This window comes from Streptomyces hilarionis (genome assembly GCF_024539675.1).
GTDB classification, from domain to species: domain Bacteria; phylum Actinomycetota; class Actinomycetes; order Streptomycetales; family Streptomycetaceae; genus Streptomyces; species Streptomyces hilarionis.
Map to the genome: position 1 here is coordinate 1 of NZ_JAHHIT010000109.1, position 25,167 is coordinate 25,167.

20 protein-coding genes and 1 riboswitch are annotated in these 25,167 nt (G+C 72.1%); of the genes, 15 read left to right on the forward strand and 5 right to left on the reverse strand.

Going from position 1 to position 25,167, the window contains the following annotated elements:
• Positions 1 to 174: 174 nt before the first annotated feature.
• Positions 175 to 3,708, forward strand: a complete 3,534-nt coding sequence (gene mfd / locus KMS84_RS25210) for a transcription-repair coupling factor (protein WP_256918743.1) — start codon at positions 175 to 177, stop codon at positions 3,706 to 3,708.
• Positions 3,709 to 3,816: 108 nt separating this feature from the next.
• On the opposite strand, the gene KMS84_RS25215 is transcribed toward mfd, so the two are convergent.
• Positions 3,817 to 4,002 (reverse strand): antitoxin, encoded by a 186-nt coding sequence (locus tag KMS84_RS25215; protein WP_256918744.1) that lies wholly within the window; start codon positions 4,000 to 4,002, stop codon positions 3,817 to 3,819.
• A gap of 190 nt (positions 4,003 to 4,192) precedes the next feature.
• Here KMS84_RS25215 and KMS84_RS25220 point away from each other — a divergent pair, with 190 nt between their 5' ends.
• On the forward strand, positions 4,193 to 4,936 hold the full coding sequence (locus tag KMS84_RS25220) for an HNH endonuclease family protein (RefSeq protein WP_256918745.1): 744 nt from the start codon (positions 4,193 to 4,195) through the stop codon (positions 4,934 to 4,936).
• A 54-nt stretch (positions 4,937 to 4,990) separates the two neighbouring features.
• Here the strand turns inward: KMS84_RS25220 and KMS84_RS25225 are convergent, their stop codons facing one another.
• Positions 4,991 to 5,380 (reverse strand): hypothetical protein, encoded by a 390-nt coding sequence (locus KMS84_RS25225; protein WP_256918746.1) that lies wholly within the window; start codon positions 5,378 to 5,380, stop codon positions 4,991 to 4,993.
• A 319-nt stretch (positions 5,381 to 5,699) separates the two neighbouring features.
• Here KMS84_RS25225 and KMS84_RS25230 point away from each other — a divergent pair, with 319 nt between their 5' ends.
• From KMS84_RS25230 to KMS84_RS25280, 11 genes are all read left to right on the forward strand, one after another.
• Positions 5,700 to 6,530, forward strand: coding sequence for a glycoside hydrolase domain-containing protein (locus KMS84_RS25230; RefSeq protein ID WP_256918768.1), 831 nt, complete (start codon positions 5,700 to 5,702; stop codon positions 6,528 to 6,530).
• A 219-nt stretch (positions 6,531 to 6,749) separates the two neighbouring features.
• A complete protein-coding gene (locus KMS84_RS25235) occupies positions 6,750 to 7,394 on the forward strand; it encodes a SurA N-terminal domain-containing protein (protein WP_256918747.1) in 645 nt (214 codons plus the stop codon).
• Between the two features lie 76 nt (positions 7,395 to 7,470).
• A complete protein-coding gene (locus KMS84_RS25240) occupies positions 7,471 to 8,541 on the forward strand; it encodes a nucleoside triphosphate pyrophosphohydrolase (RefSeq protein ID WP_256918748.1) in 1,071 nt (356 codons plus the stop codon).
• A gap of 58 nt (positions 8,542 to 8,599) precedes the next feature.
• A complete protein-coding gene (locus tag KMS84_RS25245; RefSeq protein WP_256918749.1) occupies positions 8,600 to 11,068 on the forward strand; it encodes a tetratricopeptide repeat protein in 2,469 nt (822 codons plus the stop codon).
• Positions 11,065 to 12,375, forward strand: coding sequence for a cytochrome P450 family protein (locus KMS84_RS25250; protein WP_256918750.1), 1,311 nt, complete (start codon positions 11,065 to 11,067; stop codon positions 12,373 to 12,375). The genes KMS84_RS25245 and KMS84_RS25250 overlap by 4 nt, the downstream gene beginning before the upstream one ends.
• Before the next feature lie 189 nt (positions 12,376 to 12,564).
• Positions 12,565 to 13,635 (forward strand): LysM peptidoglycan-binding domain-containing protein, encoded by a 1,071-nt coding sequence (locus KMS84_RS25255; RefSeq protein ID WP_256918751.1) that lies wholly within the window; start codon positions 12,565 to 12,567, stop codon positions 13,633 to 13,635.
• 205 nt (positions 13,636 to 13,840) lie between these two features.
• A riboswitch (cyclic di-AMP (ydaO/yuaA leader) is annotated at positions 13,841 to 14,023 on the forward strand.
• 3 nt (positions 14,024 to 14,026) lie between these two features.
• Positions 14,027 to 14,731 carry a LysM peptidoglycan-binding domain-containing protein gene (locus KMS84_RS25260; RefSeq protein ID WP_256918752.1) on the forward strand — a complete coding sequence of 235 codons (705 nt, stop codon included), beginning with the start codon at positions 14,027 to 14,029 and terminating at the stop codon, positions 14,729 to 14,731.
• A gap of 364 nt (positions 14,732 to 15,095) precedes the next feature.
• The gene (gene eno, locus KMS84_RS25265; RefSeq protein ID WP_256918753.1) at positions 15,096 to 16,391 is read left to right on the forward strand and encodes a phosphopyruvate hydratase; all 1,296 of its coding nucleotides are present in this window, start codon (positions 15,096 to 15,098) and stop codon (positions 16,389 to 16,391) included.
• A 121-nt stretch (positions 16,392 to 16,512) separates the two neighbouring features.
• Positions 16,513 to 16,989, forward strand: a complete 477-nt coding sequence (locus KMS84_RS25270) for an FtsB family cell division protein (protein WP_256918754.1) — start codon at positions 16,513 to 16,515, stop codon at positions 16,987 to 16,989.
• A 21-nt stretch (positions 16,990 to 17,010) separates the two neighbouring features.
• A complete protein-coding gene (locus KMS84_RS25275) occupies positions 17,011 to 17,589 on the forward strand; it encodes a DUF501 domain-containing protein (RefSeq protein ID WP_256918755.1) in 579 nt (192 codons plus the stop codon).
• Positions 17,586 to 18,527 (forward strand): Ppx/GppA phosphatase family protein, encoded by a 942-nt coding sequence (locus KMS84_RS25280; RefSeq protein ID WP_256918756.1) that lies wholly within the window; start codon positions 17,586 to 17,588, stop codon positions 18,525 to 18,527. The genes KMS84_RS25275 and KMS84_RS25280 overlap by 4 nt, the downstream gene beginning before the upstream one ends.
• A 4-nt stretch (positions 18,528 to 18,531) precedes the next feature.
• Here KMS84_RS25280 and KMS84_RS25285 read toward each other — a convergent pair whose 3' ends face one another.
• Together KMS84_RS25285 and KMS84_RS25290 are read right to left on the reverse strand one after the other, a co-directional pair.
• Positions 18,532 to 18,801, reverse strand: coding sequence for a type II toxin-antitoxin system RelE family toxin (locus tag KMS84_RS25285; protein WP_256918757.1), 270 nt, complete (start codon positions 18,799 to 18,801; stop codon positions 18,532 to 18,534).
• Positions 18,798 to 19,070, reverse strand: coding sequence for a type II toxin-antitoxin system Phd/YefM family antitoxin (locus KMS84_RS25290; RefSeq protein ID WP_018385071.1), 273 nt, complete (start codon positions 19,068 to 19,070; stop codon positions 18,798 to 18,800). The genes KMS84_RS25285 and KMS84_RS25290 overlap by 4 nt, the downstream gene beginning before the upstream one ends.
• Before the next feature lie 542 nt (positions 19,071 to 19,612).
• Between KMS84_RS25290 and KMS84_RS25295 the strand changes: the two genes are divergently transcribed.
• Together KMS84_RS25295 and KMS84_RS25300 are read left to right on the forward strand one after the other, a co-directional pair.
• Entirely contained in the window at positions 19,613 to 21,001 is a 1,389-nt protein-coding gene (locus KMS84_RS25295; protein WP_256918758.1) for an NAD(P)/FAD-dependent oxidoreductase, read from the forward strand.
• Positions 21,002 to 21,262: 261 nt separating this feature from the next.
• Entirely contained in the window at positions 21,263 to 22,552 is a 1,290-nt protein-coding gene (locus tag KMS84_RS25300) for a class I SAM-dependent methyltransferase (protein WP_256918759.1), read from the forward strand.
• Between the two features lie 77 nt (positions 22,553 to 22,629).
• Here the strand turns inward: KMS84_RS25300 and KMS84_RS25305 are convergent, their stop codons facing one another.
• Positions 22,630 to 25,158, reverse strand: coding sequence for an ABC transporter permease (locus KMS84_RS25305; protein WP_256918760.1), 2,529 nt, complete (start codon positions 25,156 to 25,158; stop codon positions 22,630 to 22,632).
• Between the last annotated feature and the right edge of the window lie 9 nt (positions 25,159 to 25,167).

A 25,167-nucleotide genomic window follows, 5' to 3' on the forward strand; every position in this document is an offset into this window, starting at 1 on the left:
GCCGCACGGGTCCGCGCGCGGACCCGTGCGGCGGGGCGACGGGCCGGGCGCCGGGCCCGGGCTTCGTCCGGCGACGCGGGGCGGTCCGGCCCCGGGCGTCGTACGCTTGGCAGCCCCGGCCCGTTCGACGTGTCGGGCTGTTTGCGATGCCCCTCCTCAGACGGAAAGCCCCCCATGAGCCTGCACGGTCTGCTCGACGCCGTCGTCAAGGACGCCGCCCTCGCGGAAGCCATCCCCGCGGCCGCCGACGGCAACCGCATGCACGTCGACCTGGTCGGCCCGCCGGCCGCCCGCCCCTTCGCGATCGCCGCCCTCGCCCGCGAGACCGCCCGCACGGTCCTCGCCGTCACGGCCACCGGCCGCGAGGCCGAGGACCTGGCCGCCGCCCTGCGCTCGCTGCTCCCGGCCGACGGCGTCGTGGAATACCCCTCCTGGGAGACCCTCCCGCACGAACGCCTCAGCCCCCGCAGCGACACCGTCGGCCGCCGCCTGGCCGTCCTGCGCCGCCTCGCCCACCCGCGCCCCGACGACCCGGAGACCGGCCCGGTCTCCGTCGTCGTCGCACCCGTGCGATCCGTGCTCCAGCCGCAGGTCAAGGGACTCGGCGACCTGGAACCGGTGGCGCTGCGCTCCGGGCAGACGGCCGACCTGAACGAGATCGTCGAAGCCCTCGCCGCGGCCGCCTACGCGCGCGTGGAACTCGTCGAGAAGCGCGGCGAGTTCGCCGTGCGCGGCGGCATCCTGGACGTGTTCCCGCCCACCGAGGAACACCCCCTGCGCGTCGAGTTCTGGGGCGACGACGTCGAGGAGATCCGCTACTTCAAGGTCGCCGACCAGCGCTCCCTGGAAGTCGCCGAGCACGGCCTGTGGGCCCCGCCCTGCCGCGAGCTGCTGCTGACCGACGACGTGCGCACCCGCGCCCGGGACCTCGCCGAGCTCCACCCCGAGCTGGGCGAACTGCTGGGGAAGATCGCCGAGGGCATCGCCGTCGAGGGCATGGAGTCCCTCGCCCCGGTCCTCGTCGACGACATGGAACTCCTCGTCGACGTCCTGCCCAAGGGCGCCATGGCCGTCGTCTGCGACCCCGAGCGGGTCCGCACGCGTGCCGCCGACCTCGTGGCCACCTCGCAGGAGTTCCTCCAGGCGTCCTGGGCCGCCACGGCCGGCGGCGGGGACGCGCCCATCGACGTCGGCGCGGCCTCCCTGTGGTCCATCGCCGACGTCCGCGACCGCGCCCGCGAGCTCGACATGATGTGGTGGTCGGTGTCGCCGTTCGCGGCCGACCTGGAGCTGGAGGCGGACACCCTCCAGCTCGGCATGCACGCCCCCGAGACCTACCGCGGCGACACCGCCAAGGCCCTCGCCGACACCAAGGGCTGGCTGGCCGACGGCTGGCGCGTCGCCTTCGTCACCGAGGCCCACGGCCCGGCCGCCCGCACGGTCGAGGTGCTCGGCGGCGAGGGCGTCGCCGCCCGCCTGGACAGCGACCTCACCGAGCTGAGCCCCTCGCTCGTGCATGTCTCCTGCGGCTCGATCGACTACGGCTTCGTCGACCACGCGCTGCGCCTGGCCGTCCTGACCGAGACCGACCTGTCCGGCCAGAAGGCCGCCGGCAAGGACGGCGCGCGCATGCCCGCGCGGCGCAGGAAGACCATCGACCCGCTCACCCTGGAGGCGGGCGACTACATCGTCCACGAGCAGCACGGCGTGGGCCGCTACATCGAGATGGTGCAGCGCACCGTCCAGGGCGCCACCCGCGAGTACCTCGTCGTGGAGTACGCGCCCGCCAAGCGCGGCCAGCCCGGCGACCGCCTCTACATCCCGACCGACCAGCTGGAGCAGATCACCAAGTACGTCGGCGGCGAGGCCCCCACGCTGCACCGCCTCGGCGGCGCCGACTGGACGAAGACGAAGGCGCGCGCCAAGAAGGCCGTCAAGGAGATCGCCGCCGACCTGATCAAGCTCTACAGCGCGCGGATGGCGGCCCCCGGCCACGCCTTCGGAACCGACACCCCCTGGCAGCGCGAACTGGAGGACGCCTTCCCCTACGCGGAGACGCCCGACCAGCTCACCACCATCGCCGAGGTCAAGGACGACATGGAGAAGACGGTCCCGATGGACCGTCTGATCTGCGGCGACGTCGGCTACGGCAAGACCGAGATCGCCGTCCGCGCCGCGTTCAAGGCCGTCCAGGACGGCAAGCAGGTCGCCGTCCTCGTGCCGACGACCCTGCTCGTGCAGCAGCACTTCGGCACGTTCAGCGAGCGCTACGCGCAGTTCCCGGTGAAGGTGCGCGCCCTGTCCCGCTTCCAGACCGACACGGAGGCGAAGGCCACCCTGGAAGGCCTGCGCGAGGGCTCGGTGGACGTCGTCATCGGCACCCACCGGCTGTTCTCCTCCGAGACGAAGTTCAAGGACCTCGGTCTCGTCATCGTCGACGAGGAGCAGCGTTTCGGCGTCGAGCACAAGGAGCAGCTGAAGAAGCTCCGCGCGAACGTGGACGTCCTGACGATGTCGGCCACCCCCATCCCCAGAACCCTGGAGATGGCGGTCACCGGCATCCGCGAGATGTCGACGATCACCACCCCGCCGGAGGAGCGCCACCCGGTGCTCACCTTCGTCGGACCGTACGAGCAGAAGCAGATCGGCGCCGCCGTCCGCCGTGAACTGCTGCGCGAGGGCCAGGTCTTCTACATCCACAACCGGGTCGAGTCGATCGACCGGGCGGCCGCGCGGCTGCGCGAGATCGTGCCCGAGGCGCGCATCGCCACCGCGCACGGCCAGATGTCGGAGACGGCGCTGGAGCAGGTCGTCGTCGACTTCTGGGAGAAGAAGTTCGACGTGCTCGTCTCGACGACGATCGTCGAGTCCGGCATCGACATCTCCAACGCCAACACCCTGATCGTGGAGCGCGGCGACACCTTCGGCCTGTCCCAGCTCCACCAGCTGCGCGGCCGCGTGGGCCGGGGCCGCGAGCGCGGCTACGCCTACTTCCTCTACCCGCCGGAGAAGCCCCTCACGGAGACCGCGCACGAGCGGCTCGCCACGATCGCCCAGCACACCGAGATGGGCGCGGGCATGTACGTGGCGATGAAGGACCTGGAGATCCGCGGCGCGGGCAACCTGCTCGGCGGCGAGCAGTCCGGCCACATCGCGGGCGTCGGCTTCGACCTGTACGTCCGCATGGTCGGCGAGGCCGTCGCGGACTACCGGCGCCAGCTGGAGACCGGCGCGATCGAGGAGGAGCCGCCGCTCGAGGTCAAGATCGAGCTGCCGGTCGACGCGCACGTCCCGCACGACTACGCGCCCGGCGAGCGGCTGCGCCTTCAGGCCTACCGGGCGATCGCGTCCGCCAACTCCGAGGACGACGTCAAGGCCGTCCGCGAGGAACTCGTCGACCGCTACGGCAAGTTGCCGGAGCCGGTGGAGAACCTGCTGCTGGTGGCGGGGCTGCGGATGCTGGCCCGCGCGTGCGACGTGGGCGAGGTCGTGCTTCAGGGCGCCAACATCCGCTTCGCGCCGGTGGAGTTGCGCGAGTCGCAGGAACTGCGTCTGAAGCGGCTGTACCCCGGGTCGGTCATCAAGCCGGCCGCGCACCAGATCCTGGTGCCCCGCCCGAAGACCGCGAAGGTCGGCGGCAAGCCGCTCGTCGGGCGCGAACTGCTCGGCTGGGTCGGGGAGTTCCTGGCGACGGTGCTGGGCTCGTAACGCGCCGGCGGCCGCGCGGCGGCCGGCGACACGGCGGCCGGTGCGCGCGGACGCCGCCCCCGGGGAGATCGTTCCCCGGGGGCGGCATCGCCGGGCGGCATCCGCGGGCTACGGCTGTTCGGGCCGGTCCTCGTCCATGCCGAGCCGCTCGTGCAGCTTCTGCTGCCCGGCGTCGACCTGGGACTCGTACTTGTCGCCCGTCTTCTCGTTGACCTTGCGTTCGGCGGCGTCGGACATGTCCCTGGCCTTGTCCTGGGCCGCCTTGTTGCTCTTGAACCTGTCGAAGATGCCCATCCGGAGCTCCTTTGCGAAGGTGACTCGCCTTCGACGATATTCCCGGGATGCGTCGTATGCCCACTTGAGTGCCCGGTGGTCTGGACCGCCCGCCGCCTCCGTGCGCCCCCTCGCTACGGTGTGTGCCGGGCTCCGGCAGGGGAATGCGCCCTGTGCGGGGTGGCGGGCGGACGGAAGAGGGGAGGGGCGCGTGAGGCGTCTGAGGGGCGGGACGGCGGCTGCCGTCGTGCTGATGTGTGCCGTGACGGTGTCCGGGTGCGCCGAGCAGGTGACCGGCGCGGGAGCCGGCACGGGTTCCGGCCCCGGGGAGGCCGGGGCGACGGCCGGCGGCGGGGCGGCCCTCGCGGCGGCCAGGTCGCTGCCCGTGAAGGGGCGGGCGCCCAAGACGGGTTACGACCGGGAGAAGTTCGGCACCGCCTGGGCGGACACGGACTCCAACGCCTGCGACACCCGGGACGACATCCTCAAACGCGACCTGGACCAGGTGAGGTTCACCGGCGGCCACTGCAAGGTGTCCTACGGCGTGCTGGAGTCCGACCCCTACTCGGGCAAGGACGTGACCTACCGGCGGGGCAGCAGCAAGGTCGACATCGACCACATGGTCGCCCTGTCCGACGCCTGGCAGAAGGGCGCCAAGTACTGGGACGCGGGCAAGCGCATAGCCCTCGCCAACGACCCGCTCAACCTGCTGGCGGTGGACGCGAGCACCAACCGCTCCAAGGGCGACGGCGACACGGCGACCTGGCTGCCGCCCAACAAGGCCTACCGGTGCACCTACGTCGCGGCGCAGGTCGCGGTGAAGAAGAAGTACGAACTGTGGGTCAGCGCGGCCGAGAAGGCCGCCATGGAGAAGGTCCTGACGGCCTGCCCCGGGCAGAGGCTCCCCTCCGGGGGCAACCCCACCAAGGCGCCGGGGCGCTTCCACGCGGGCTGACGCACCGCTGCCCGCCGTGGCCCTCGGGGCCGTCCCCGGGGGCGGCCGCCTGGGCTACCGCCCGTAGGGATAGCCCTGCTGGTAGGGGTTGGCCTGCGCGGCCCCGTAGGCGGGGACCGACCGCTGCGTCTTCCCGTCGAAGACCGCGAACAGCAGCAGCACCGTCGCCGTGATCAGCGCGGTCAGGAAGGTCATGCCGAAGTAGACGTCGCCGTCGTCGCCTTCCGAGACCGCCGTCATCGTCACGATCACGCACTCGTACAGGGCGAACGCCCCGACGGCCGTCCAGTCCGAGGGCAGCCCGCGGCGGATCGCCGCGTACAGGAAGGGCACCCACGCGAGGAAGCCCAGCGAGCCCCACACCAGGGCCGTCCAGGCCAGGCGCTGGAACCAGCCGCCCTCCAGCCGTCTGCCCTCGCCCGTCGCCGCCGTCGGCATCGTCATGTCGCCCCCCAAGTCACCAGGGAGCAAGGGTAGGGCACGCACCGGCCCCCAGGCGGACCGCGCCGGAAGGTCGCTCCTTTACCGTGACATGGACATATCTTGCCGCCGTGCAGGAGCCCCGTTTCCCGAACGCGGAGACGCCGCAAGGTACCGTGCGATCCGTTTTGCTGTTCAGGACGTCGAGACGACGCCGTATCGTCGTGCCCCGAACGCAGTACCCCAGGACCCCGGCGCGACGCAGCGCACCACGGGGAGACCTGGCGAGACACCGTCGCACGGCGCCTTCCGCGCCGCGCACACTTGAACGATGGGGTGGGGGATGGCCGAGCACCGGCAGTCCAGGAAGCGCAGATACATCACGTGGGGCGTGGCCGGCGCGGCCGTCCTCGCGGGGGCGGGCATAGCCGCCCAGACGTCGATGGCGGCCACCGTGTGGCCCGCCCAGAAGACGTACACCGGCCGTGCCTTCGACACCTGCACCGCGCCCTCCCTGGCCGCGATGAAGGCCTGGAAGACCGACGGCTACTACGGCGGCGCGGCCGTCTACGTGGGCGGCAAGAACCGCGGCTGCGCGCAGCCCAACCTGACCGCTTCCTGGGTGAAGTCGGTCAATACGCTCGGCTGGAAGCTCATCCCGCTGTACGTCGGGGCCCAGCCGCCCTGCCAGACCGGCTCCAGCCCCGAGAAGATCACCGCCGCCACGGCGACCTCCCTGGGCGCGACCGACGCGGCGGACGCCGTCGCCAAGGCGTCCGCCCTCGGCATGAAGGCGGGCAGCCCGGTCTACCTCGACATGGAGGCGTACGACATCACGAACACGTCGTGCAACGACGCCGTGCTGGCCTACGTCCGCTCCTTCAGCAAGACGCTGCGTGCCAAGACCTACCGCGCCGGGTACTACGGCTTCAGCAGCTCCAGCGCCAAGGCGATCGCCACCGCGACGAACAAGACCGACCTGCCGGGCAACCTGTGGTACGCCCTGTGGGACAAGAAGGACACCACGACCACGGACTGGCCCTGGGGCGCCACCCAGTTCACCGATCACAGCCGCGGCCACCAGTTCCTGGTGAACAGCAAGGAGACCCGCGGCGGTTACACGATCACCGTGGACCGCGACACGTGGGACGCGCCGGTCGCCCTGGTCGGCTGAGCGCCGCCACGCGCGGAGCGCACCGAAGAGCGGGCCGAGAGTGGGCGCGGCGGTGCCCGAAGTCCTGGTGAATCGTTGGTCGAATGGGTTGGCCCCGGGCCTGCCACTGCCTACCATCGATCACCGCAAGACTTTGTGCGCCCGCCCGTCGCCCGGCCACCACCCCTGGTGGAGGGCTGGGCGCCGCACTTGTTGTTGCAATCTCCTCGGGAGGTTTCCTTGCACCGCCGTCGTCGCACCGCGCTCCTGCTGTCCGCCGTGATCGCGGCGGCCCCTCTTCTGGCCGCCTGCGGGAGCGACGCGCATCCCGGCGCGGCGGCCGTCGTCGGCGGGCAGCGCATCACCGTCGCACAGCTGGAGGGCCGGGTGAAGGAGGTCCGCGCCGCCCAGCGCGCCGCCGTCACCGACGACGCGCAGTACGCGCAGGCCGTCGCCCAGACCGGCACCCTCACCCGCGACACCCTGCACAGCATGGTCCTCGACCAAGTGCTCCAGCGGGCCGCCGAGGACGCTGGCATCACCGTCACGACCCACGAGGTCCAGGAGATGCGGGCCGGCCTGGAACAGCAGGCCGGGGGCGCGGAGGGGCTCCGGAAGGCGTGGCTCCAGCAGTACGGCATCCCGCCGCAGCGCCTCGACGAGAACCTCCGTCTCCAGCTGGAGGCCCAGAAGCTCGCCACCGAACTGGGCACGAACACCAGCCAGCCCGCGTTCTGGAACGCCCTGTCCAAGGCGTCCAAGGCCCTCGGCGTCGATCTCAACCCGCGCTACGGCAGCTGGGACGCCCGCAAGGTCTCCCGCGTCGACGCGAAGACCCCGTGGGTGCGCGAGGTCTCGACGGCGGGAACCCAGCGGACGGCCTGACGGGTCCGCGTCCGCGGCCCGACCGGTATGACGAATGCGCCGGGCCTGTGGACAACCCGGAGGCCCGCCGCCGGGCGTGGGTTACGTTCGAGGGGTGAACGCATCCAGCCCGTCCGGCGGCCGCCCGGCCGGCGGCCCCGCCGCGGTCGTCGAGGACCCCTCGGCCCCCGGCCGCATCGTCCTGCTCACCACCAGCCACCGTGTCGCCCCCGGTCTGCTGTCCTGGCCCGCCTGGCAGGCCCTGCACACGGCGGACCGGGTGCTGTGCGCGGACGGCGCGCATCCGCACCTGCCCTATCTGCGCGAGGCCGGGCTCACGGTCGAGGAGACGGCCCCGACCGCCGAGAGCCTCCTCGCCGCCTGTGCGGGCGGCCGCACGGTCGTCGTGGTGGCGACCGGCGAGGGCGAGCCCGCGCTCACGGACGGGCTGGCCCGGCTGGCGGGCTCCGGCCGCGTGGCGATGCCCGAGCTGGAACTGCTCCCCGCCTCCTACGACCTGCCCGGCGCCCGCCTCCTCGACCTCGTCCAGGTCATGGACCGCATCCGCGCCGAGTGCCCCTGGTCCTCCCGGCAGACCCACCGGGGCCTGGCGAAGTACGCGGTCGAGGAGTCGTACGAACTGGTCGAGGCGATCGAGGACGGCGACCGCGACGAACTGCGCGAGGAACTCGGCGACGTCCTGCTCCAGGTCGTCTTCCACGCCCGCATCGCCGAGGAGGACGAGGAGGCCCCCTTCTCCGTCGACGACGTGGCGGGCACGATCGTCGCCAAGCTCGTCCACCGCCACCCCCATGTCTTCGGCGACGCCGTGGCCACGACCCCGGAAGAGGTCAAGGAGCACTGGCTGCGCACGAAAGCGGCCGAGAAACGACGCGCGTCCGTGACGGACGGCGTCCCCCTCCACCAGCCCGGACTCGCCCTCGCCGCCAAGCTGGTGGCACGGGCCAGGACGGCGGGGCTGGACGTGCCGCTGCCGGCGGCCGACGCTTCCGGCACGGGCGGAGGGGGCGCCGACGGCATCGGGTACGAGCTGCTGGCCCTGGCCGCGCGCGCCGAGTCCGAGGGTGTGGACCCCGAGGCGGCGCTGCGGGCGGCGGCCCGCGCGTACCGCGACGCGATCCGGGCCACCGAAGGGGTTGCGCCTTAGTACGGTGGCCCTTCGAGCGTGCGGCGGGCCGGGCGGGCGGCGGGGTACGGGGGCGTGCATGGACGGGCAGAGCGAGCTGCATCAGCTGGCCTTCAGCGGCGCACGGACGCTGGAGGAGGGACTGCGCTCACCGCGGGAGCAGACCGTCCGGTCGGCGTTCCGGCACTGGTTCGAGGAGTACGCGAGCACCTCGCTCGACCGGATCCTCTCCTCTCCCGACCACGGCATGTCCACCCACTACAGGGTCGGCTACTTCGGCGTGTACTTCCGGGCGGCGCTCACCGACGCCGCCACGCAGGAGGCGGCGAGCGAACTGCGGGCGCTGATCGCCCTCTTCGCCGAACCCGAACCCGAGGCCGAGGCCGAAGCCGAGCCCGAGCTCCTGACGGGGTCCGGCGTCGAGCCCGGCCGGGGCGCCGGGGCGCACCGCGGTCCCGTGCCCGGCAGTCCCGCGCGGCCGGGACCGTCCGCGGGGGCCGCCGAAACCGCCGTGCGGCCCGCGGCGCCCGCTCCGGCCGCTCCCGGCGCCGGGCCGGCGGTCGCGGCCCGGCGGCCGTCCGGTGACGAGATCGGCTTCACCGGGGGGACCTACTTCGCGCCCGTCGTCGGCGTCCAGAACAACACCGTCCACCCGGTCGCGCCGCCCGGGGCCTACGGGCTGCCCGACCCGGACGGCTGGCCCACGGTGGACGAGGCCGACCCGATCGCGCTCGGGGTGCGCCCGGCGCGTCGTCTTCCCGACCTGCCGCGCCTGCCGCCCTACGTGAGCCGGGACGTCGACCACGCGCTGACCCGGTGGTGCGACGAGGACGGGCTGCTGGTCATCACCGGCGGCCCGATGTCGGGCCGGTCCAGGACGGCCTGGGAGACCCTGCGCCGCCACGCGCCGGCGGGCGCCCGCGTGTACGCGCCGGCCCCCGGCACGGACCTGCGCGCTCTGCCCGGCCTGCTGCGCGACCGCACCGGCGACCATGTGCTGTGGCTGGACGACCTCGACGCCCATGTGGGCGAACACGGCCTGGAGCCCGCCCTGCTGGCCCAGCTGACCAAGCTGGGCGTGCCCGTCCTGGGCACGATGAGCGACCACGCCTACGACGACCATCTGTCCGCCGACGGACCGGCGCACCGGCTGCTCGTCTCGGCCAGGACGGAGCGGCTGGCCACCGGCTGGAGCGCGGCCGAACGGCAGCGGCTGGCCGGCGTGGCGTACGACCCACGGCTCGTCGAGGCCGCGCGACGGCACGGCGGCACCGGCCTCACCCGGTATCTGGCCGTCGCCCCGCTGCTGTCGGCGATGTGGCGGCGGTCCCGCACCTCGCGCAGCCCGAACCCCGGACGGCACCTCCTCATCCGCGCCGCCGTCGACCTGGTGCGGTGCGGCGTCACGGGCGACATCCCCCAGGAGGTGCTGGAGGAGGCCTTCCGGTCCTACGGAAGACGACACAGCGGCAGGTTCCACGACGGCGAGGCCTTCGCCGAGGCGCTGGACTGGGCGGCCGAGTGCCGACACGAGGTCACCGGGATGCTGGTGCGCGGCGCCGATCGCCGGGTCGGCGGGAGCGAGCGGACCTGGCGTCCGCACGGCTCCCTCGTCGCGGACGTGACGCAGGACGCGCAGGCCCCGGACGTGCCCGACGAGGTCTGGCGCTGCGTGCTGAAGAGCGCCGCCTACGACCCCGCGGTGCGGGAGGCCGTGCGCGGCGCCGCGCGCGGTGTCTTCGCCCCGAAGGCGCAGGCGGGGGACGCCGAGGCGATGTACATGCTGAGCCTGGTCGAGGAGGGCGGGCCCGGCGAGCTCGACTGGCTGCGCAAGGCCGTGGACGCCGGGAAGGCGGAGCTGTCGGGGCAGGTCGGGGAGCGGCTCCTCGGGCGGGGCGAGCCGGAGGAGGCGCTGCCCTATCTGCGGGCCGCCGCCGGACTCGGGCCGGGCGGCCCCGGGACCCGGCTGGTCGGCGAGGCCCACCTGGCCCTGGCCGAGCAGTGGCTGCGCAGAGCGGCACAGGAGAAGGACCCCCGGGCGGCCCGGCGCCTGGGCGACCTCGAGTTCGGACGCGGTGAGGTCCTCGAGGCGCTGGAGCACTACGCGTGGGCTCACCGGTGGGGTCACGCGGCCGTTGCCCGCGGTCTGGCCATGTACACGATGCTCATGGGTGAGCGTGAGCTCGCCGAGGCGTTCCTGTCCCGGGCGAAGGACGCCGGTGACCGGGCGGCCGCCGGACTCCTGGAACTGGGCCGCGAGGAGATCGCGGACGCTGCCGAGAAGCACTTCTCCGACGAGGTCAGTCGTGCCATGGCAATGACCCACCGCGGTGTCGCCCAGGAGAAGAAGGGGGATCCGGAGCGGGCCCGCGAGCACTACGAACAGGGCTATCGGGGCGGCGACGCCTACGGCGCCTACCGTCTGGCGGAGCTGTTGCGCGCGCAGGGGTCGCCGGAGGCGGACCTCTGGTACCGCCGCGCCGCCGAGCTGGGGCATCCGGGTGCGCGCGCGGTGGTCGCCGAGGGCCCCGCTACCGTCGAGGAGTGACCAACCAGCCCCGCCCCCAGGCCGACGTCCCGCCCGCTCCCGAGCTGTTCACCTGGGAGTTCGCCACCGACCCCTATCCCGCCTACGCGTGGCTGCGCGAGCACGCCCCCGTGCACCGCACCGAGCTGCCCAGCGGTGTCGAGGCCTGGCTGGTCACCCGGTACGCCGACGCGAAGGAGGCCCTCGCGGACCCGCGGCTGTCCAAGAACCCCGCGCACCACGACGAGCCCGCCCACGCGAAGGGGAAGACCGGCATCCCTGGCGAGCGCAAGGCCGAGCTGATGACGCATCTGCTGAACATCGACCCGCCCGACCACACCCGGCTGCGCCGCCTGGTCAGCAAGGCGTTCACACCGCGCCGGGTCGCCGAGTTCGCGCCCCGGGTGCAGGAGCTGACCGACCAGCTCCTCGACCGGTTCGCGCAGCGGGGCGAGGCCGACCTGATCCACGACTTCGCCTTCCCGCTGCCCATCTACGCCATCTGCGACCTGCTGGGCGTCCCGCGCGAGGACCAGGACGACTTCCGGGACTGGGCGGGGATGATGATCCGGCACGGCGGGGGACCGCGTGGCGGGGTCGCGCGGTCGGTGAAGAAGATGCGCGGCTATCTGCTGGAGCTCATCCACCGCAAACGCGCGGAGCTGCCCGCCCGGCCGGCCCCCGGCGAGGACCTCATCTCCGGCCTCATCCGCGCGTCCGACCACGGCGAGCACCTCACCGAGAACGAGGCCGCGGCCATGGCCTTCATCCTGCTGTTCGCCGGCTTCGAGACGACGGTCAACCTCATCGGCAACGGCGCCTACGCCCTGCTCACCCACCCCGAACAGCGTGACCGTCTCCAGCGGTCGCTCACCGGCGTCGACGGCGACCGGTCCCTGCTGGAGACCGGGATCGAGGAACTCCTGCGCTACGACGGCCCGGTGGAGCTGGCGACCTGGCGGTTCGCGACCGAGCCGCTGCGCGTCGGCGGCCAGGACATCGCGACCGGCGACCCCGTCCTCGTGGTCCTCGCGGCGGCCGACCGCGATCCGGCGCGTTTCGCGGACCCCGACGTGCTCGACCTCTCCCGCCGGGACAACCAGCACCTCGGCTACGGGCACGGCATCCACTACTGCCTGGGCGCCCCGCTGGCCCGGCTGGAGGGCCGGACCGCGCTCGCCACTCTCCTCACCCGGCTGCCCGACCTCCGACTGGCGGCGGACCCGGCCGAGTTGAGGTGGCGGGGCGGGCTCATCATGCGGGGCCTGCGCACGTTGCCGGTGGCGTTCGAACCGGAGCGCCCCGATGCCGGACCGGCCCGGGTCTGACCGCATGTCAGCCGGAGTGTGACCGTTCGGCGAAGCAAAGGTGACCGCTCCTCAACTCTGTGATCTTCACGTGATCTGCGCGGCATGAACTTGTGACAAGTGATCGTCTGCCGATACGTTCACTCGTCAGCGCGACCGGTCGGTCCCGGCCGTCGCGCCGGTACTGCTGTCCAGAGAAAGGCCCCCCGCATGCTCTCCGGGAACGGTCGACACCGTCGCCCCCGTCAGGCTCCGGCCCTGCTCGTCGCTGCCGGGGTGACCGGCTCGGCCATCGCCATCCCGCTGCTCGCCGCCTCCGGCGCCAGCGCGGCCGACGGCACGGTGTGGGACAAGGTGGCGCAGTGCGAGACCGGCGGCTCGTGGAGCGCCGACAAGGGCGACGGCGAGTTCGGCGGTCTGAGCCTCAGCCAGAAGGACTGGGAGACGTACGGGGGGCTCGACTTCGCCGCCCGTCCCGACCTGGCCAGCCGCAACCAGCAGATCGCGGTGGCGCAGAAGGTGCTCGCGGCCCAGGGCATCGGCGCGTGGGGGACCTGTGGGCTGACCAGCGGCCTCACCAAGGCGAACGGCGCGCTGAACGTGGACACGGGCCTGGGGGACGACTCCTCCGGTTCGTCCTCCTCCGGACTGTCCGATCTGTCCAGGGGCCTGTCCGGATCCTCGGGCTCCTCGGACTCGGCGGGCTCCTCCGCGGCCTCGGGCGACGCTTCGTCCGATGCGAGCGGTTCGTCCGACTCGTCCACGGATCCCGCCGGTTCGCCCTCGGGGTCGCCTTCCTCCTCTTCCTCGGCTTCGTCCTCTTCGTCCCCTTCCGCCTCGTCCTCCGCAGCCGCGGGCGACTCCACCGGCTCCGCCGGGGGCAAGGGTTCGGGCGCCGCGGGCGCCGGACGCACGGGCGACGGCTCGCCCACGGTCACCCCGGAAGCGGACGAGTCGGACAAGTCGGTACAGGATGTGGGCTCTTGGAGTCTCGTCGACACCGGCGCCCTCGGCTCCGGCCGCCACCGCGGCGCCACCGCCGAGGAGGACACGGCCAAGAGCGCCACGGACGTCGCGCCCAACGCGGCGGCCCCCGCCTCCGCCGGCCGGCACGCCGCGGCCACCTACGTCGTCCAGGAGGGCGACTCGCTCGCCTCCATCGCCGACTCCCTTGGCCTCGACGGCGGATGGCGCGCCCTGTACGCCGAGAACAAGGACCTCATCGGCGCCGACCCGAGCGACATCGCTGCCGGTCAGACCCTCGACACAGGCGTCCAATAGGGCGCAAAACCCGGTAAAAACAGCGGGAGTTCACGTCACGCTTCGCGCCGAATGTCCGGTTTGGTGAAAGTGTGGGATGAGTCTCAGAAGCCCTGATCGTCTTTGAAATTCGGCGGATCACGTGTCTACGGTCGAGGCCGCTCGGCAACCCGAGCCCCGGCCGTCGCAACGCCGAATCCTGCCAGCGGCAGCCCGGGAACAGTCGTCGCGTCAAGCGCCGTAGGCAGGAGCGGGGGACCCAAGGTAAGCGCCGGGACCGGCTGTAGAGGCTGGATCCGGCTTGGGGTGAAGTCGCCCCTCCAGGGAGCACTGCTTCCGGAGGAGTGACCGGGCAACTCACACGGCCCGAACCCGACAGCTCACCTCGCAGGCGTCGGTGAGGGGATCCACCATGCTGTTTTCCGCCAAGGGCAAGCACCGTCGTCCGTCCAAGGCCACCCGCGCCGCCGCTCTGGCCGGCGTCACCGGTGTCGCCATCGCCGCTCCGCTGATGGCGGCCGGCAACGCCTCCGCCGCCACCGCCTCCGAGTGGGACGCGGTCGCCCAGTGCGAGTCCGGCGGCAACTGGTCCATCAACACCGGCAACGGCTACTACGGCGGCCTCCAGTTCTCCGCCTCCACCTGGGCCGCGTACGGCGGCACGCAGTACGCCGCGCAGGCCAACCAGGCCTCCAAGTCGCAGCAGATCTCCGTCGCCGAGAAGGTCCTCGCCTCCCAGGGCAAGGGCGCCTGGCCGGTCTGCGGCACCGGCCTGTCCGGCGCCTCCTACAACGGCGGCTCCGACTCCTCGAACTCCTCCGGCTCCTCCAGCTCCTCCGGTTCGTCGGACAGCGGCAACAGCACCCGCTCGACCGAGAAGCAGAGCGCCTCCCGCTCCACCGACCGCCCGGCCGCCTCCAAGACGGTCACCACCCCGACCGGCGAGAAGGTCAAGAAGGGTGACGGCGAGTACAAGGTCGTCAAGGGCGACACCCTCAGCTCCATCGCCGCGAAGCACAAGGTCAAGGGCGGCTGGCACAAGCTGTTCGAGCTGAACAAGGACATCGTCGAGGACGCCAACCTCATCTTCCCGGGTCAGCAGCTGCACCTGAAGTGACACCCGGCTCCCCGAGAGGCCACAGCGCCCCCACAGGAGAGGTCCGCACACTGAGGACCTCGTGAGGGCCGCCCCCCGTCCCCACGGGCTCCCCGCCCCGGTGCGTGTTCCCCCGTACGCACCGGGGCGGGGTTTCTCTTTGCCCGCTTCCCGCCCTCGTTTTCGCCCGCCCGACGTCTCCCGGCAACCTTTCTCGGCCACCCCCTTTGTTCCGGGCGTGAACAATAGGTACGGTCTGTCTGTCCACGGGACGGTCGGTCGGCTGCCGACGGCCCGGGGGCGGTTAGGCTCTAGTCGCAAGGCTCGCCGCAGGCCGTCACGGCCCACGGGCCCCGCACAACCAGCGTCACATCCCAAGAAGGAGATGCTCGTGCCGTCCATCGACGTCGTCGTAGCCCGGGAAATCCTGGACTCCCGAGGCAACCCCACGGTCGAGGTCGAGGTCGGCCTCGACGACGGCAGCACGGGTCGTGCCGCCGTTCCGTCCGGCGCTTCCACCGGCGCCTTCGAGGCCGTCGAGCTCCGCGACGGCGACCCCAACCGCTACCACGGCAAGGGTGTCGAGAAGGCCGTCCTCGCCGTCATCGAGCAGATCGGCCCGGAGCTCGTCGGCTACGACGCCACCGAGCAGCGCCTGATCGACCAGGCCATGTTCGACCTGGACGCCACCGACAACAAGGGCTCGCTCGGCGCCAACGCCATCCTCGGCGTCTCGCTCGCCGTCGCCCACGCCGCCTCCGAGGCCAGCGACCTGCCGCTGTTCCGCTACCTGGGCGGACCGAACGCGCACCTGCTGCCCGTTCCGATGATGAACATCCTGAACGGCGGCTCGCACGCCGACTCCAACGTGGACATCCAGGAGTTCATGATCGCCCCGATCGGCGCGGAGTCCTTCTCCGAGGCGCTGCGCTGGGGCGCCGAGGTCTACCACACCCTCAAGAAGGTGCTGAAGACCAAGGGCCTGTCCACCGGCCTCGGCGACGAGGGCGGCTTCGCCCCGAACCTGGAGTCCAACCGCGCCGCGCTCGACCTCATCATCGAGGCCGTCCAGCAGGCCGGTTACATCCCCGGCGAGCAGATCGCGCTCGCGCTCGACGTCGCCGCCTCCGAGTTCTACAAGGACGGCAAGTACGAGTTCGAGGGCAAGTCCCGCTCGGCCGCCGAGATGACCGAGTACTACGAGGAGCTCGTCTCCGCGTACCCGCTGGTCTCCATCGAGGACCCGCTGTTCGAGGACGACTGGGCCGGCTGGAAGGTCATCACCGACAAGCTGGGCGACAAGGTCCAGATCGTCGGCGACGACCTCTTCGTCACCAACCCCGAGCGCCTCGCCCGCGGCATCGAGGAGGGCTCCGCGAACGCCCTGCTCGTCAAGGTCAACCAGATCGGCTCGCTGACCGAGACCCTGGACGCCGTCGAGATGGCCCAGCGCAACGGCTTCAAGTGCATGATGTCCCACCGCTCCGGCGAGACCGAGGACGTCACCATCGCCGACCTCGCCGTCGCGGTGAACTGCGGTCAGATCAAGACCGGCGCCCCGGCCCGCTCGGACCGCGTCGCCAAGTACAACCAGCTGCTGCGCATCGAGGAGATCCTCGACGACGCCGCGGTGTACGCCGGCCGCAGCGCCTTCCCGCGCTTCCGCTCCGCGAACCAGTAGCACGGCACGGGCGGAGCGCCGATCCCCCGGGGCCGGGGCTCCCGCCAGTCGTACGTACGTCCCCGTACCCGGTCCCGTACCGTGTGCGGGGACGTACGCACGTGAAGGGGAGGCGGAGCACATGCCCGTGAAGGACCGGGACCGGTTCTCCACCGCGACCAGGATCAAGCTGCTCGGCGAGCAGACCGCGGCCCGGGTCTACCGCTCCCAGACGAAACGCCAGGCCCGCCGCTCGCGCCTCACCGGGCGCGCGGCCCTGCTGGCGCTCGTCCTGTGCACGCTGATCGTCGCCCTGGCCTACCCCATGCGCCAGTACGTCTCCCAGCGCGCCGAGGTGGCCGACCTGCAACGCGAGAAGGAGCAGGCCGGCGAGCGCGTGCGGCAGCTGCGCGACCTCAAGGCGCGCTGGCAGGACGACGCGTACGCCGAGCAGCAGATCCGACAGCGACTGCACTACGTGCTGCCGGGGGAGACCGGCTACATCGTCGTCGACCCGGACGCCGCCCAACAGTCCCGCGCCGACCTCGGGGCGGCGGACCGCCCCTGGTACGCGAACGTCTGGGACGGGGTCGACTCGTCGGACGCCTCCGACCAGTGACCGACCGATAGAAAGACAGGCATGGAAACAGCCCCGCCGACCACCCCGCGCACCGAGCCCACCGACGCGGACGTCGAGGCCTTCAAGCAGCAGCTCGGACGCCCGCCGCGCGGCCTGCGCGCGATCGCGCACCGCTGCCCCTGCGGACAGCCGGACGTCGTCGAGACGGCCCCGCGGCTGCCCGACGGCACCCCCTTCCCGACGCTGTACTACCTGACGTGCCCGAAGGCCAACTCGGCGATCGGCACGCTGGAGGCCAACGGCGTGATGAAGGAGATGACGGAGCGGCTTCAGAGCGATCCGGAGCTCGCCGCCTCCTACCGCGCCGCGCACGAGGACTACGTCCGGCGCCGCGACGAGATCGAGGAGCTGAAGAACTTCCCCAGCGCCGGCGGCATGCCGGACCGGGTGAAGTGCCTGCACGTGCTGGTGGCGCACTCCTTGGCGGCGGGCCCGGGCGTCAACCCGCTCGGCGACGAGGCGCTGGCGATGCTCCCGCAGTGGTGGCGCAAGGGCGCCTGCGTGACCCTGCCGACGGACTCCCCGTCGGAGCCGGCGACGGACCCGGCGGCGGACCCCGCGAGGGGAGAGGCGCGATGACCCGGGTCGCCGCCGTCGACTGCGGCACCAACTCCATCCGGCTGCTCGTCGCCGACGCCGACCCGCGCACCGGCGAACTCGTCGACCTGGACCGCCGGATGACGATCGTCCGGCTGGGCCAGGGCGTCGACCGCACCGGCCGGCTCGCCCCCGAGGCGCTGGAGCGGACCTTCGCCGCGTGCCGGGAGTACGCGGCCGTCGTCAAGGAGCTCGGCGCTCAGCGGCTCCGCTTCGTCGCGACCTCCGCCTCGCGGGACGCCGAGAACCGGGACGAGTTCGTGCGCGGCGTGCTGGACATCCTCGGCGTCGAGCCCGAGGTCATCACCGGCGAGCAGGAGGCCGCGTTCTCCTTCACGGGGGCGACGAAGGAGCTCACCGGCCGCGACGACCTCACCAGGCCCTACCTGGTGGTCGACATCGGCGGCGGCTCGACCGAGTTCGTCGTGGGCGACGACCGGGTGCGCGCCGCCCGCTCCGTCGACGTGGGCTGCGTGCGGATGACCGAGCGGCATCTGGTCGTGGACGGCAAGGTCACCGACCCGCCGACCGAGGGCCAGATCGCGGCCATGCGCGCCGACATCGAGGCCGCCCTCGACCTCGCCGAGCGCACCGTGCCCCTGCGCGAGGCGCACACGCTGGTCGGCCTGGCCGGCTCGGTCACGACGGTCTCGGCGATCGCTCAGGGGCTGCCCGCGTACGACTCCGCGGCCATCCACCACTCGCGCGTCTCGCACGACGAGGTCCGCGAGATCACCGAGCGGCTGCTGCGCTCGACGCACGCCGAGCGCGCGGCGATCGGCGCGATGCACCCGGGCCGGGTCGACGTGATCGCCGCGGGCGCGCTGGTGCTGCTGGCGATCATGGAGCGGATCGGCGCACGGGAGGTCGTGGTGAGCGAGCACGACATCCTCGACGGCATCGGCTGGTCTTTGGCCTGACCGCCTACAGGTTGCGGTAGACGTCCCGCCGGTCGCCCACCTTGACGACAAGGATGACGAGTTCACCGTCGTTGATCAGGTAGGCGATCCGGTAGCTTCCGACCCGGAGCCGGTAGAGGCCCGACGGGCCGGTGAGCTTCTTGACGTCGGCGTCCTCGCGGTACGGGTCGTCGCCGAGCGCGGTCAGCGCGGTCAGGACGCGCATGGCGTCGGGCCGGCTGATGGCCCGCAGCTGCCGCTGCGCTGCCGTGGTGAACCGGAAGGCGTACTTCACGCCGCCTCGCCGTCGTGCTCGGTGAACAGATCCGCCAGCAGTTCCGCCATCGTCACGGTGGGACCGCCCTCGGCCAGGACCGCTTCGGCTTCGCGCGCCAACATCACGTCGGCCGCTTCCTCCAGCGCCTCGAAGTCCGCGATCGGAACCACGGCCGCCACCGGAGCGCCGTTGCGCGTGATGACGGTCGGAACGCCTTCCTCGGCCCGGTTGATGTGGTCGGCGAGGTGCGCGCGGGCTTCCCGTACGGTCACGGTGTTCTCAGTCATGAGATCAGTGTACGCACTCGCGTGTACACGTGGTCGGGGAGTCGCGTTCGCGGGCGATCCTCGACGGCATCGCGTGGTCGGTCGCGTAACGCGGATCCGGCCCGCCGTGTGCACTCTGTCGAGCAGGCGGGATGCCCGGATGAGCGCAGGCGGGGGCCCTTCGGGGCCCCTCGGGCGCGTCCGCGGGACACCCCGGCGGGAAAGTTCGTGAAGTTCTTCACAAGGAATTCGGCCCTGTCGGAGGACGAAGGTGTCCCGGTTGACCCTTCCGGGGCCCCAACTGCCGTGTGAACGTGTTCAAAACAGGCGTGCGCGGACGTATCGCGGGGGGCGGGCGAGGGTGTGCCCGGAGGGTCTCGCGGCGCCCTCGGAAGGTCGGAGGAGCAGCTCACGCGGCATTGACAACGTCGCGCCCTACACGCTGGTTCCCGCCTCGCGCCATGATGTGGATCACGCGAGCGGCGGAGGATAGCACACACCCTCCCCAAGCTTGTGAAGGGGCGCACGAGCGACCCCCTCCGACCGGGTGGATACTCGATGGCATGAGCACCACGGAGCGTCCCAGGATCCTCGTAGTAGGCGGTGGGTACGTAGGCCTGTACGCAGCTCGGCGCATCCTCAAGAAGATGCGCTACGGCGAGGCGACCGTCACGGTCGTCGACCCCCGGTCGTACATGACCTACCAGCCCTTCCTCCCCGAAACCGCCGCCGGCAACATCTCCCCGCGCCACGTCGTCGTCCCGCTGCGACGCGTGCTGCCCAAGGCGGAGGTCCTCACCGGCCGGGTCACCACCATCGACCAGGACCGCAAGGTCGCCACGATCGCCCCGCTCGTGGGCGAGGCGTACGAGCTGCCCTTCGACTACCTGGTGATCGCGCTCGGCGCGGTCTCCCGCACCTTCCCGATCCCCGGCCTCGCCGAACAGGGCATCGGCATGAAGGGCGTCGAGGAGGCCATCGGCCTGCGCAACCACGTCCTCGAGCAGCTGGACAAGGCCGACTCCACCACCGACGAGGAGATCCGCCGCAAGGCGCTCACCTTCGTCTTCATCGGCGGCGGCTTCGCCGGTGCGGAGACCATCGGCGAGGTCGAGGACCTGGCCCGCGACGCGGCCAAGTACTACAAGACGGTGTCCCGCGAGGACATGCGCTTCATCCTGGTCGACGCCGCGGACAAGATCCTGCCCGAGGTCGGCCCCAAGCTCGGCCAGTACGGCAAGCAGCACCTGGAGAGCCGGGGCGTGGAGATCTACCTCTCCACCTCGATGGACTCCTGCGTGGACGGCCACGTCGTGCTGAAGAACGGGCTGGAGGTCGACTCCAGCACCATCGTGTGGACGGCCGGCGTCAAGCCCAACCCGGTGCTGGCCCGCTACGGCCTCCCGCTCGGCCCGCGCGGTCACGTCGACACCGCCCCGACCCTCCAGGTCCAGGGCACCGACTACATCTGGGCCGCCGGCGACAACGCCCAGGTCCCCGACGTCGCCGCCCGCAAGGCCGGCGTCGAGAACGCCTGGTGCCCGCCGAACGCCCAGCACGCGCTGCGTCAGGCCAAGGTCCTCGGCGACAACGTGATCTCCGGCATGCGGGGCTTCCCGCAGAAGGAGTACGCCCACTCCAACAAGGGTGCGGTGGCGGGCCTCGGCCTCCACAAGGGCGTCGCGATGATCGTCATGGGCAAGATGAAGATCAAGCTCAAGGGCCGTCTCGCCTGGTACATGCACCGTGGCTACCACGGCATGGCGATGCCGACCTGGAACCGCAAGATCCGCGTCTTCGCCGACTGGACCCTCGGCATGTTCCTCAAGCGCGAGGTCGTGGCGCTGGGCGCGCTGGAGTCCCCGCGCGAGGAGTTCTACGAGGCCGCCAAGCCCGCCCCCGTCGCCGCGAAGCCGGCCGCCGAGAAGACCGAGAAGGCCAACGCCTCCTGACCTCCGGTCGCCCAGCCCCGGTCCCTCGGGTCCGAGGCCGCTGAGACACCCCGAAGGGGCCGTCCGCCATCCGTGGTGCGGACGGCCCCTTCGGCGTGCCCGGCGCGACTCCGACGCGTCCGCCTCCGTCGGCGGCGCCGGAGTGTGCCGTGTCCAGGTATTTCGCCCAGCCGTGACGGCGTCGCGGGACTGGACACCGAGCCCCGTCGTGTTTACGTGGTGGCAGGACATTCCGGGATCACCGTCACGGAGGTGTGCATCATGGCCGACACCGCGCAGCGGCTCCATGAGCTCGTCGAACAGATGCTGGGAACCCCTTTCCCGGTGCGGGTGCGCGCGTGGGACGGTTCGCAGGCGGGCCCGCCCGGCGCGCCGGCCCTGGTCGTGCGCAACCGCAGGGCCCTGCGCCGGCTGCTGTTCAAGCCCGGCGAACTGGGCCTGGCCCGCGCCTGGGTGGCCGGCGACCTGGACGTCGAGGGCGACCTCTACACGGCGCTCGACCTCGTCTCCGGACTCCTGTGGGAGCGCGGCGACGACGCCCGCACCCTCGTCCAGGCCCTGCGCGACCCCGAGTTCCGCGGCGCGGCCCGCGGGCTGCTGAAGCTCGCCGGCCCCCCGCTGCCGCCGGCGCCGCCCCGCGAGGAGATCCGCCGGACCGGGCACCGGCACACCCGCCGCACCGACCGACGCGCCATCAGCCACCACTACGACGTCGGCAACGACTTCTACGCACTCGTCCTCGGCCCGTCCATGGTCTACTCGTGCGCCTACTGGGAGACGGCGGACGGATCCCTGGAGGACGCCCAGCGCGACAAGCTCGAACTGGTCTGCCGCAAGCTCGACCTGAGACCGGGTCGGCGTCTGCTGGACGTCGGCTGCGGCTGGGGGTCGATGGCGATCCACGCGGCCCGCGAGCACGGCGTGCGCGTCGTGGGGATCACCCTCTCCCAGGAGCAGGCGGCCCATGCCCGCAAGCGCGCCGCCGAGGCCGGGCTCACCGACCGCGTCGAGATCCGCGTCCAGGACTACCGGGACGTCGCCGACGGACCGTTCGACGCGATCTCCTCCATCGGCATGGCGGAACACGTCGGCTCCGACAGGTACCTGGAGTACGCGCGCGTCCTGCACGCGCTCCTGAAGCCGGGCGGCCGGCTGCTCAACCACCAGATCGCCCGCCGCCCGCAGCGCGACGAGTCCGCCTACGGCGTGGACGCCTTCATCGACGCCTACGTCTTCCCCGACGGCGAACTCGCCCCCGTCGGCGCCACGGTCGGACACCTCGAACGCGCCGGCTTCGAGGTCCGCGACCTGGAGTCGATCCGTGAGCACTACGCGCTCACCCTGCGCCGCTGGGTGACCCGTCTGGAGGAGGGCTGGGACCGGGCCGTCCACCTGACGAGCCCCGGCCGCGCACGGGTGTGGCGGCTCTACATGGCCGCCTCCGCCGTCGCCTTCGAACGCAACCGCATCGGCGTCAACCAGGTCCTTGCCGTGCGGACCCCCGAGTCGGGCGGCTCGGGGATGCCGTTGCGGGCCCGCACCTGGAACTGACCGCCACGGGCGAAGGGGCCCCGCGCCGTTCCCCGGCGCGGGGCCCCTCGCTCGTGCCCGCCGTCGCGCGCGGCGCGCTACTCCGACTTGATCGCCGCCAGCATGTTCAGCCGGGAGGCCCGGCGGGCCGGCCACAGCGCCGCCAGGATGCCCACGGCGGCGGCCAGGGTCAGGAAGAGCGCCATCCTCCCCCAGGGCAGGACGAGTTCGTACGTGGGCATCTTCGTGCCGAGCAGCTCGCCGGCCGCCCAGCCGAAGAACACGCCCAGTCCGATGCCGAGCACCCCGCCGAAGAGCGAGATCACGAGGGACTCCAGCCGGACCATCCGCTTCACCGAGCGCCGGTCCAGACCGATGGCGCGCAGCATGCCGATCTCCTGCGAGCGCTCGAAGACCGACATCGCCAGGGTGTTGACGACGCCGAGGACGGCGACGATCACGGCCATCGCGAGCAGCCCGTAGAGCATGTTGAGCACCAGCGTGAACGTCTTCGCGATCTCGTGGGAGAGGTCCGCCTTGCTCTGGACCTTGATGGCCGGGTTGGAGCCGAGGGCCTTCTCCAGCCGGTCCGCCGTGCCGTCCGAGGCCCCGCCCGACGTCTTGACCATGACCTGCATGTCGGCCGGGTCCGCCACATGCGGGGTGAGGACCGCGTTGTCGACGATGATGCCCCGGATCAGTTGGTTGCCCTCGTAGACCCCGGCGACCGTCAGCGGCTGCTTCTTGCCGTCCTCGTAGTGCACCGTGAAGGTGGAACCCGCCTTCCAGTGATGGGACTTGGCGGTGTTCTCGTCGACGACGACCCGCGCGCCGGCCACCGTGAAGGCGCCGTCGGCGACCTTGAGGTCGGTGAGGCCGCCGAACGCGGAGCCGGTGACGCCGGTGAGGTACTCGGTCGTGCCGTCGATGCGGCCGGGCGCGTTGCGCATCGGACTGGTGGAGGTCACCCCGGCGACGGACCGCAGCTTGTCGTCGACGTCCGGGGACAGTTCGTTGCCGTTGGCCATCGACACGATGTAGTCGGCCCTGATCGCGGAGGACGCCATCTTGTCGATGGACCGCTGAAGGCTGCCCGCCATCACGGTCATGCCGGTGATCAGGGTCAGCCCGATCATCAGCGCCGACGCCGTCGCGGCCGTGCGGCGGGGGTTGCGCACCGAGTTCTGGCGGGCCAGCTTGCCCGACACCCCGAAGATCCGCATGAGCGGCGCGGAGGCCGCGATCAGCGGGCGCGACAGCAGCGGGGTCAGGATGAACACGCCGAGGATCAGCAGCACCGCGCCGAGCCCCATGGGGGCCTGGCCGTCCGAGCCGCCCATCGTCGTCGCGGCGAGGACCACGGCCACGCCCGCCGCCGAGAACAGCGCGCCCAGCGTGTTGCGCAGCACCAGCGACTTGGTGGTGGCGGCGGCGTGCACGCTGCTCATCGCGGCGACCGGCGGGATCTTCGCGGCCCGGCGGCCGGGCAGCCAGGCGGCCAGCATGGTGATGACGACGCCGACACCGAGGGCGGTGGCCACCGTGCCCGGGGAGACGACGAGCGGCCCGTCGGGCACGGTCGCCCCCAGCGTCCCCATCAGCGAGCGCAGTCCGGCCCCGATGCCGATGCCGGCGACCAGGCCGGTCACGCCGGCGACCGTGCCCACCACGAACGCCTCGATCAGCACGGACCGGGTCACCTGCCGGCGCGAGGCGCCCACGGCCCGCAGCAGCGCGAGCTCCTTGGTGCGCTGGGCGACCAGCATGGTGAAGGTGTTGGCGATGATGAAGGTGCCCACGAACAGCGCGATGCCGGCGAACACCAGCAGCCCCTGCTTCAGCCCGCTCATCGACGAGGAGATCGTGCGCGCCTGGTCGTCGGCGAGCTGCCGGCCGGTGGTGGTCTCCACCTGACCCTTCGGCAGAGCGGCGTCCAGAGCCGACTTCAGCGCGCTCTGCGAGGTCCCGGCGGCGGCCTTCACGTCGATCTCGTCGTAGACGCCGGGCTTGCCGAAGAGCTTCTGCGCGCTCGCCGTGTCGAACAGGGCGAGGCTGCCGCCGGCGGCGACGTTGCCGTCGTCGGTGGTGAACACGCCGGTGACGCGCGGGGCGAGGACGGGCCCGTCGACGGAGAGCCGCACGGTGTCGCCGACCTCGTACCCGGCGCGCTCGGCGGTCTTCGCGTCGATGACGACCTCGTTCACGCCCCGCGGGGCGCGCCCGGAGACGAGCGGGTAGCGGACGTCCTTCGTCCCCCAGTAGTTGCCGCCCTGCGACTGGAAGCCGCCGCCGATGAGCTTGCCGTCCTTGTCGGCCATGGCGGTGAAGCCGGTCACGACGCCGACGGCGGACGCGGCGCCCGGCGTCTTCGCGCTGCGCTCCAGCAGGGCCTGGGTCAGTTCGGGCGTCTTGACGATGCGGTCGCCGACGTCCGGCTGCGCCTCGGCGGTGACGGCGACGTCGACCTGGTCGAAGCCCTTGGCGGAGCTCTTCTGGAGGGCGTCGGAGAGGGTGTTGGTGAAGACCAGGGTCCCCGACACGAAGGCCACGCCGAGCATCACGGCGAGCACGGTCATCAGGAGCCTGGCCTTGTGCGCGAGCACGTTGCGCAAGGCGGTACGGAACATGGGTGTGTC

What these genes read in the sequence shown, in the direction of transcription:
- KMS84_RS25245 (WP_256918749.1), top strand. Translation starts at nt 8,600, where the DNA reads ATGGACGGGCAGAGCGAGCTGCATCAGCTGGCCTTCAGCGGCGCACGG.
- KMS84_RS25260 (WP_256918752.1), top strand. Translation starts at nt 14,027, where the DNA reads ATGCTGTTTTCCGCCAAGGGCAAGCACCGTCGTCCGTCCAAGGCCACC.
- KMS84_RS25230 (WP_256918768.1), top strand. Translation starts at nt 5,700, where the DNA reads ATGGCCGAGCACCGGCAGTCCAGGAAGCGCAGATACATCACGTGGGGC.
- KMS84_RS25215 (WP_256918744.1), bottom strand. Translation starts at nt 4,002, where the DNA reads ATGGGCATCTTCGACAGGTTCAAGAGCAACAAGGCGGCCCAGGACAAG.
- KMS84_RS25270 (WP_256918754.1), top strand. Translation starts at nt 16,513, where the DNA reads ATGCCCGTGAAGGACCGGGACCGGTTCTCCACCGCGACCAGGATCAAG.
- KMS84_RS25255 (WP_256918751.1), top strand. Translation starts at nt 12,565, where the DNA reads ATGCTCTCCGGGAACGGTCGACACCGTCGCCCCCGTCAGGCTCCGGCC.
- KMS84_RS25225 (WP_256918746.1), bottom strand. Translation starts at nt 5,380, where the DNA reads ATGACGATGCCGACGGCGGCGACGGGCGAGGGCAGACGGCTGGAGGGC.
- KMS84_RS25295 (WP_256918758.1), top strand. Translation starts at nt 19,613, where the DNA reads ATGAGCACCACGGAGCGTCCCAGGATCCTCGTAGTAGGCGGTGGGTAC.
- eno (WP_256918753.1), top strand. Translation starts at nt 15,096, where the DNA reads ATGCTCGTGCCGTCCATCGACGTCGTCGTAGCCCGGGAAATCCTGGAC.
- KMS84_RS25305 (WP_256918760.1), bottom strand. Translation starts at nt 25,158, where the DNA reads ATGTTCCGTACCGCCTTGCGCAACGTGCTCGCGCACAAGGCCAGGCTC.
- KMS84_RS25290 (WP_018385071.1), bottom strand. Translation starts at nt 19,070, where the DNA reads ATGACTGAGAACACCGTGACCGTACGGGAAGCCCGCGCGCACCTCGCC.
- KMS84_RS25280 (WP_256918756.1), top strand. Translation starts at nt 17,586, where the DNA reads ATGACCCGGGTCGCCGCCGTCGACTGCGGCACCAACTCCATCCGGCTG.
- KMS84_RS25275 (WP_256918755.1), top strand. Translation starts at nt 17,011, where the DNA reads ATGGAAACAGCCCCGCCGACCACCCCGCGCACCGAGCCCACCGACGCG.
- mfd (WP_256918743.1), top strand. Translation starts at nt 175, where the DNA reads ATGAGCCTGCACGGTCTGCTCGACGCCGTCGTCAAGGACGCCGCCCTC.
- KMS84_RS25300 (WP_256918759.1), top strand. Translation starts at nt 21,263, where the DNA reads ATGGCCGACACCGCGCAGCGGCTCCATGAGCTCGTCGAACAGATGCTG.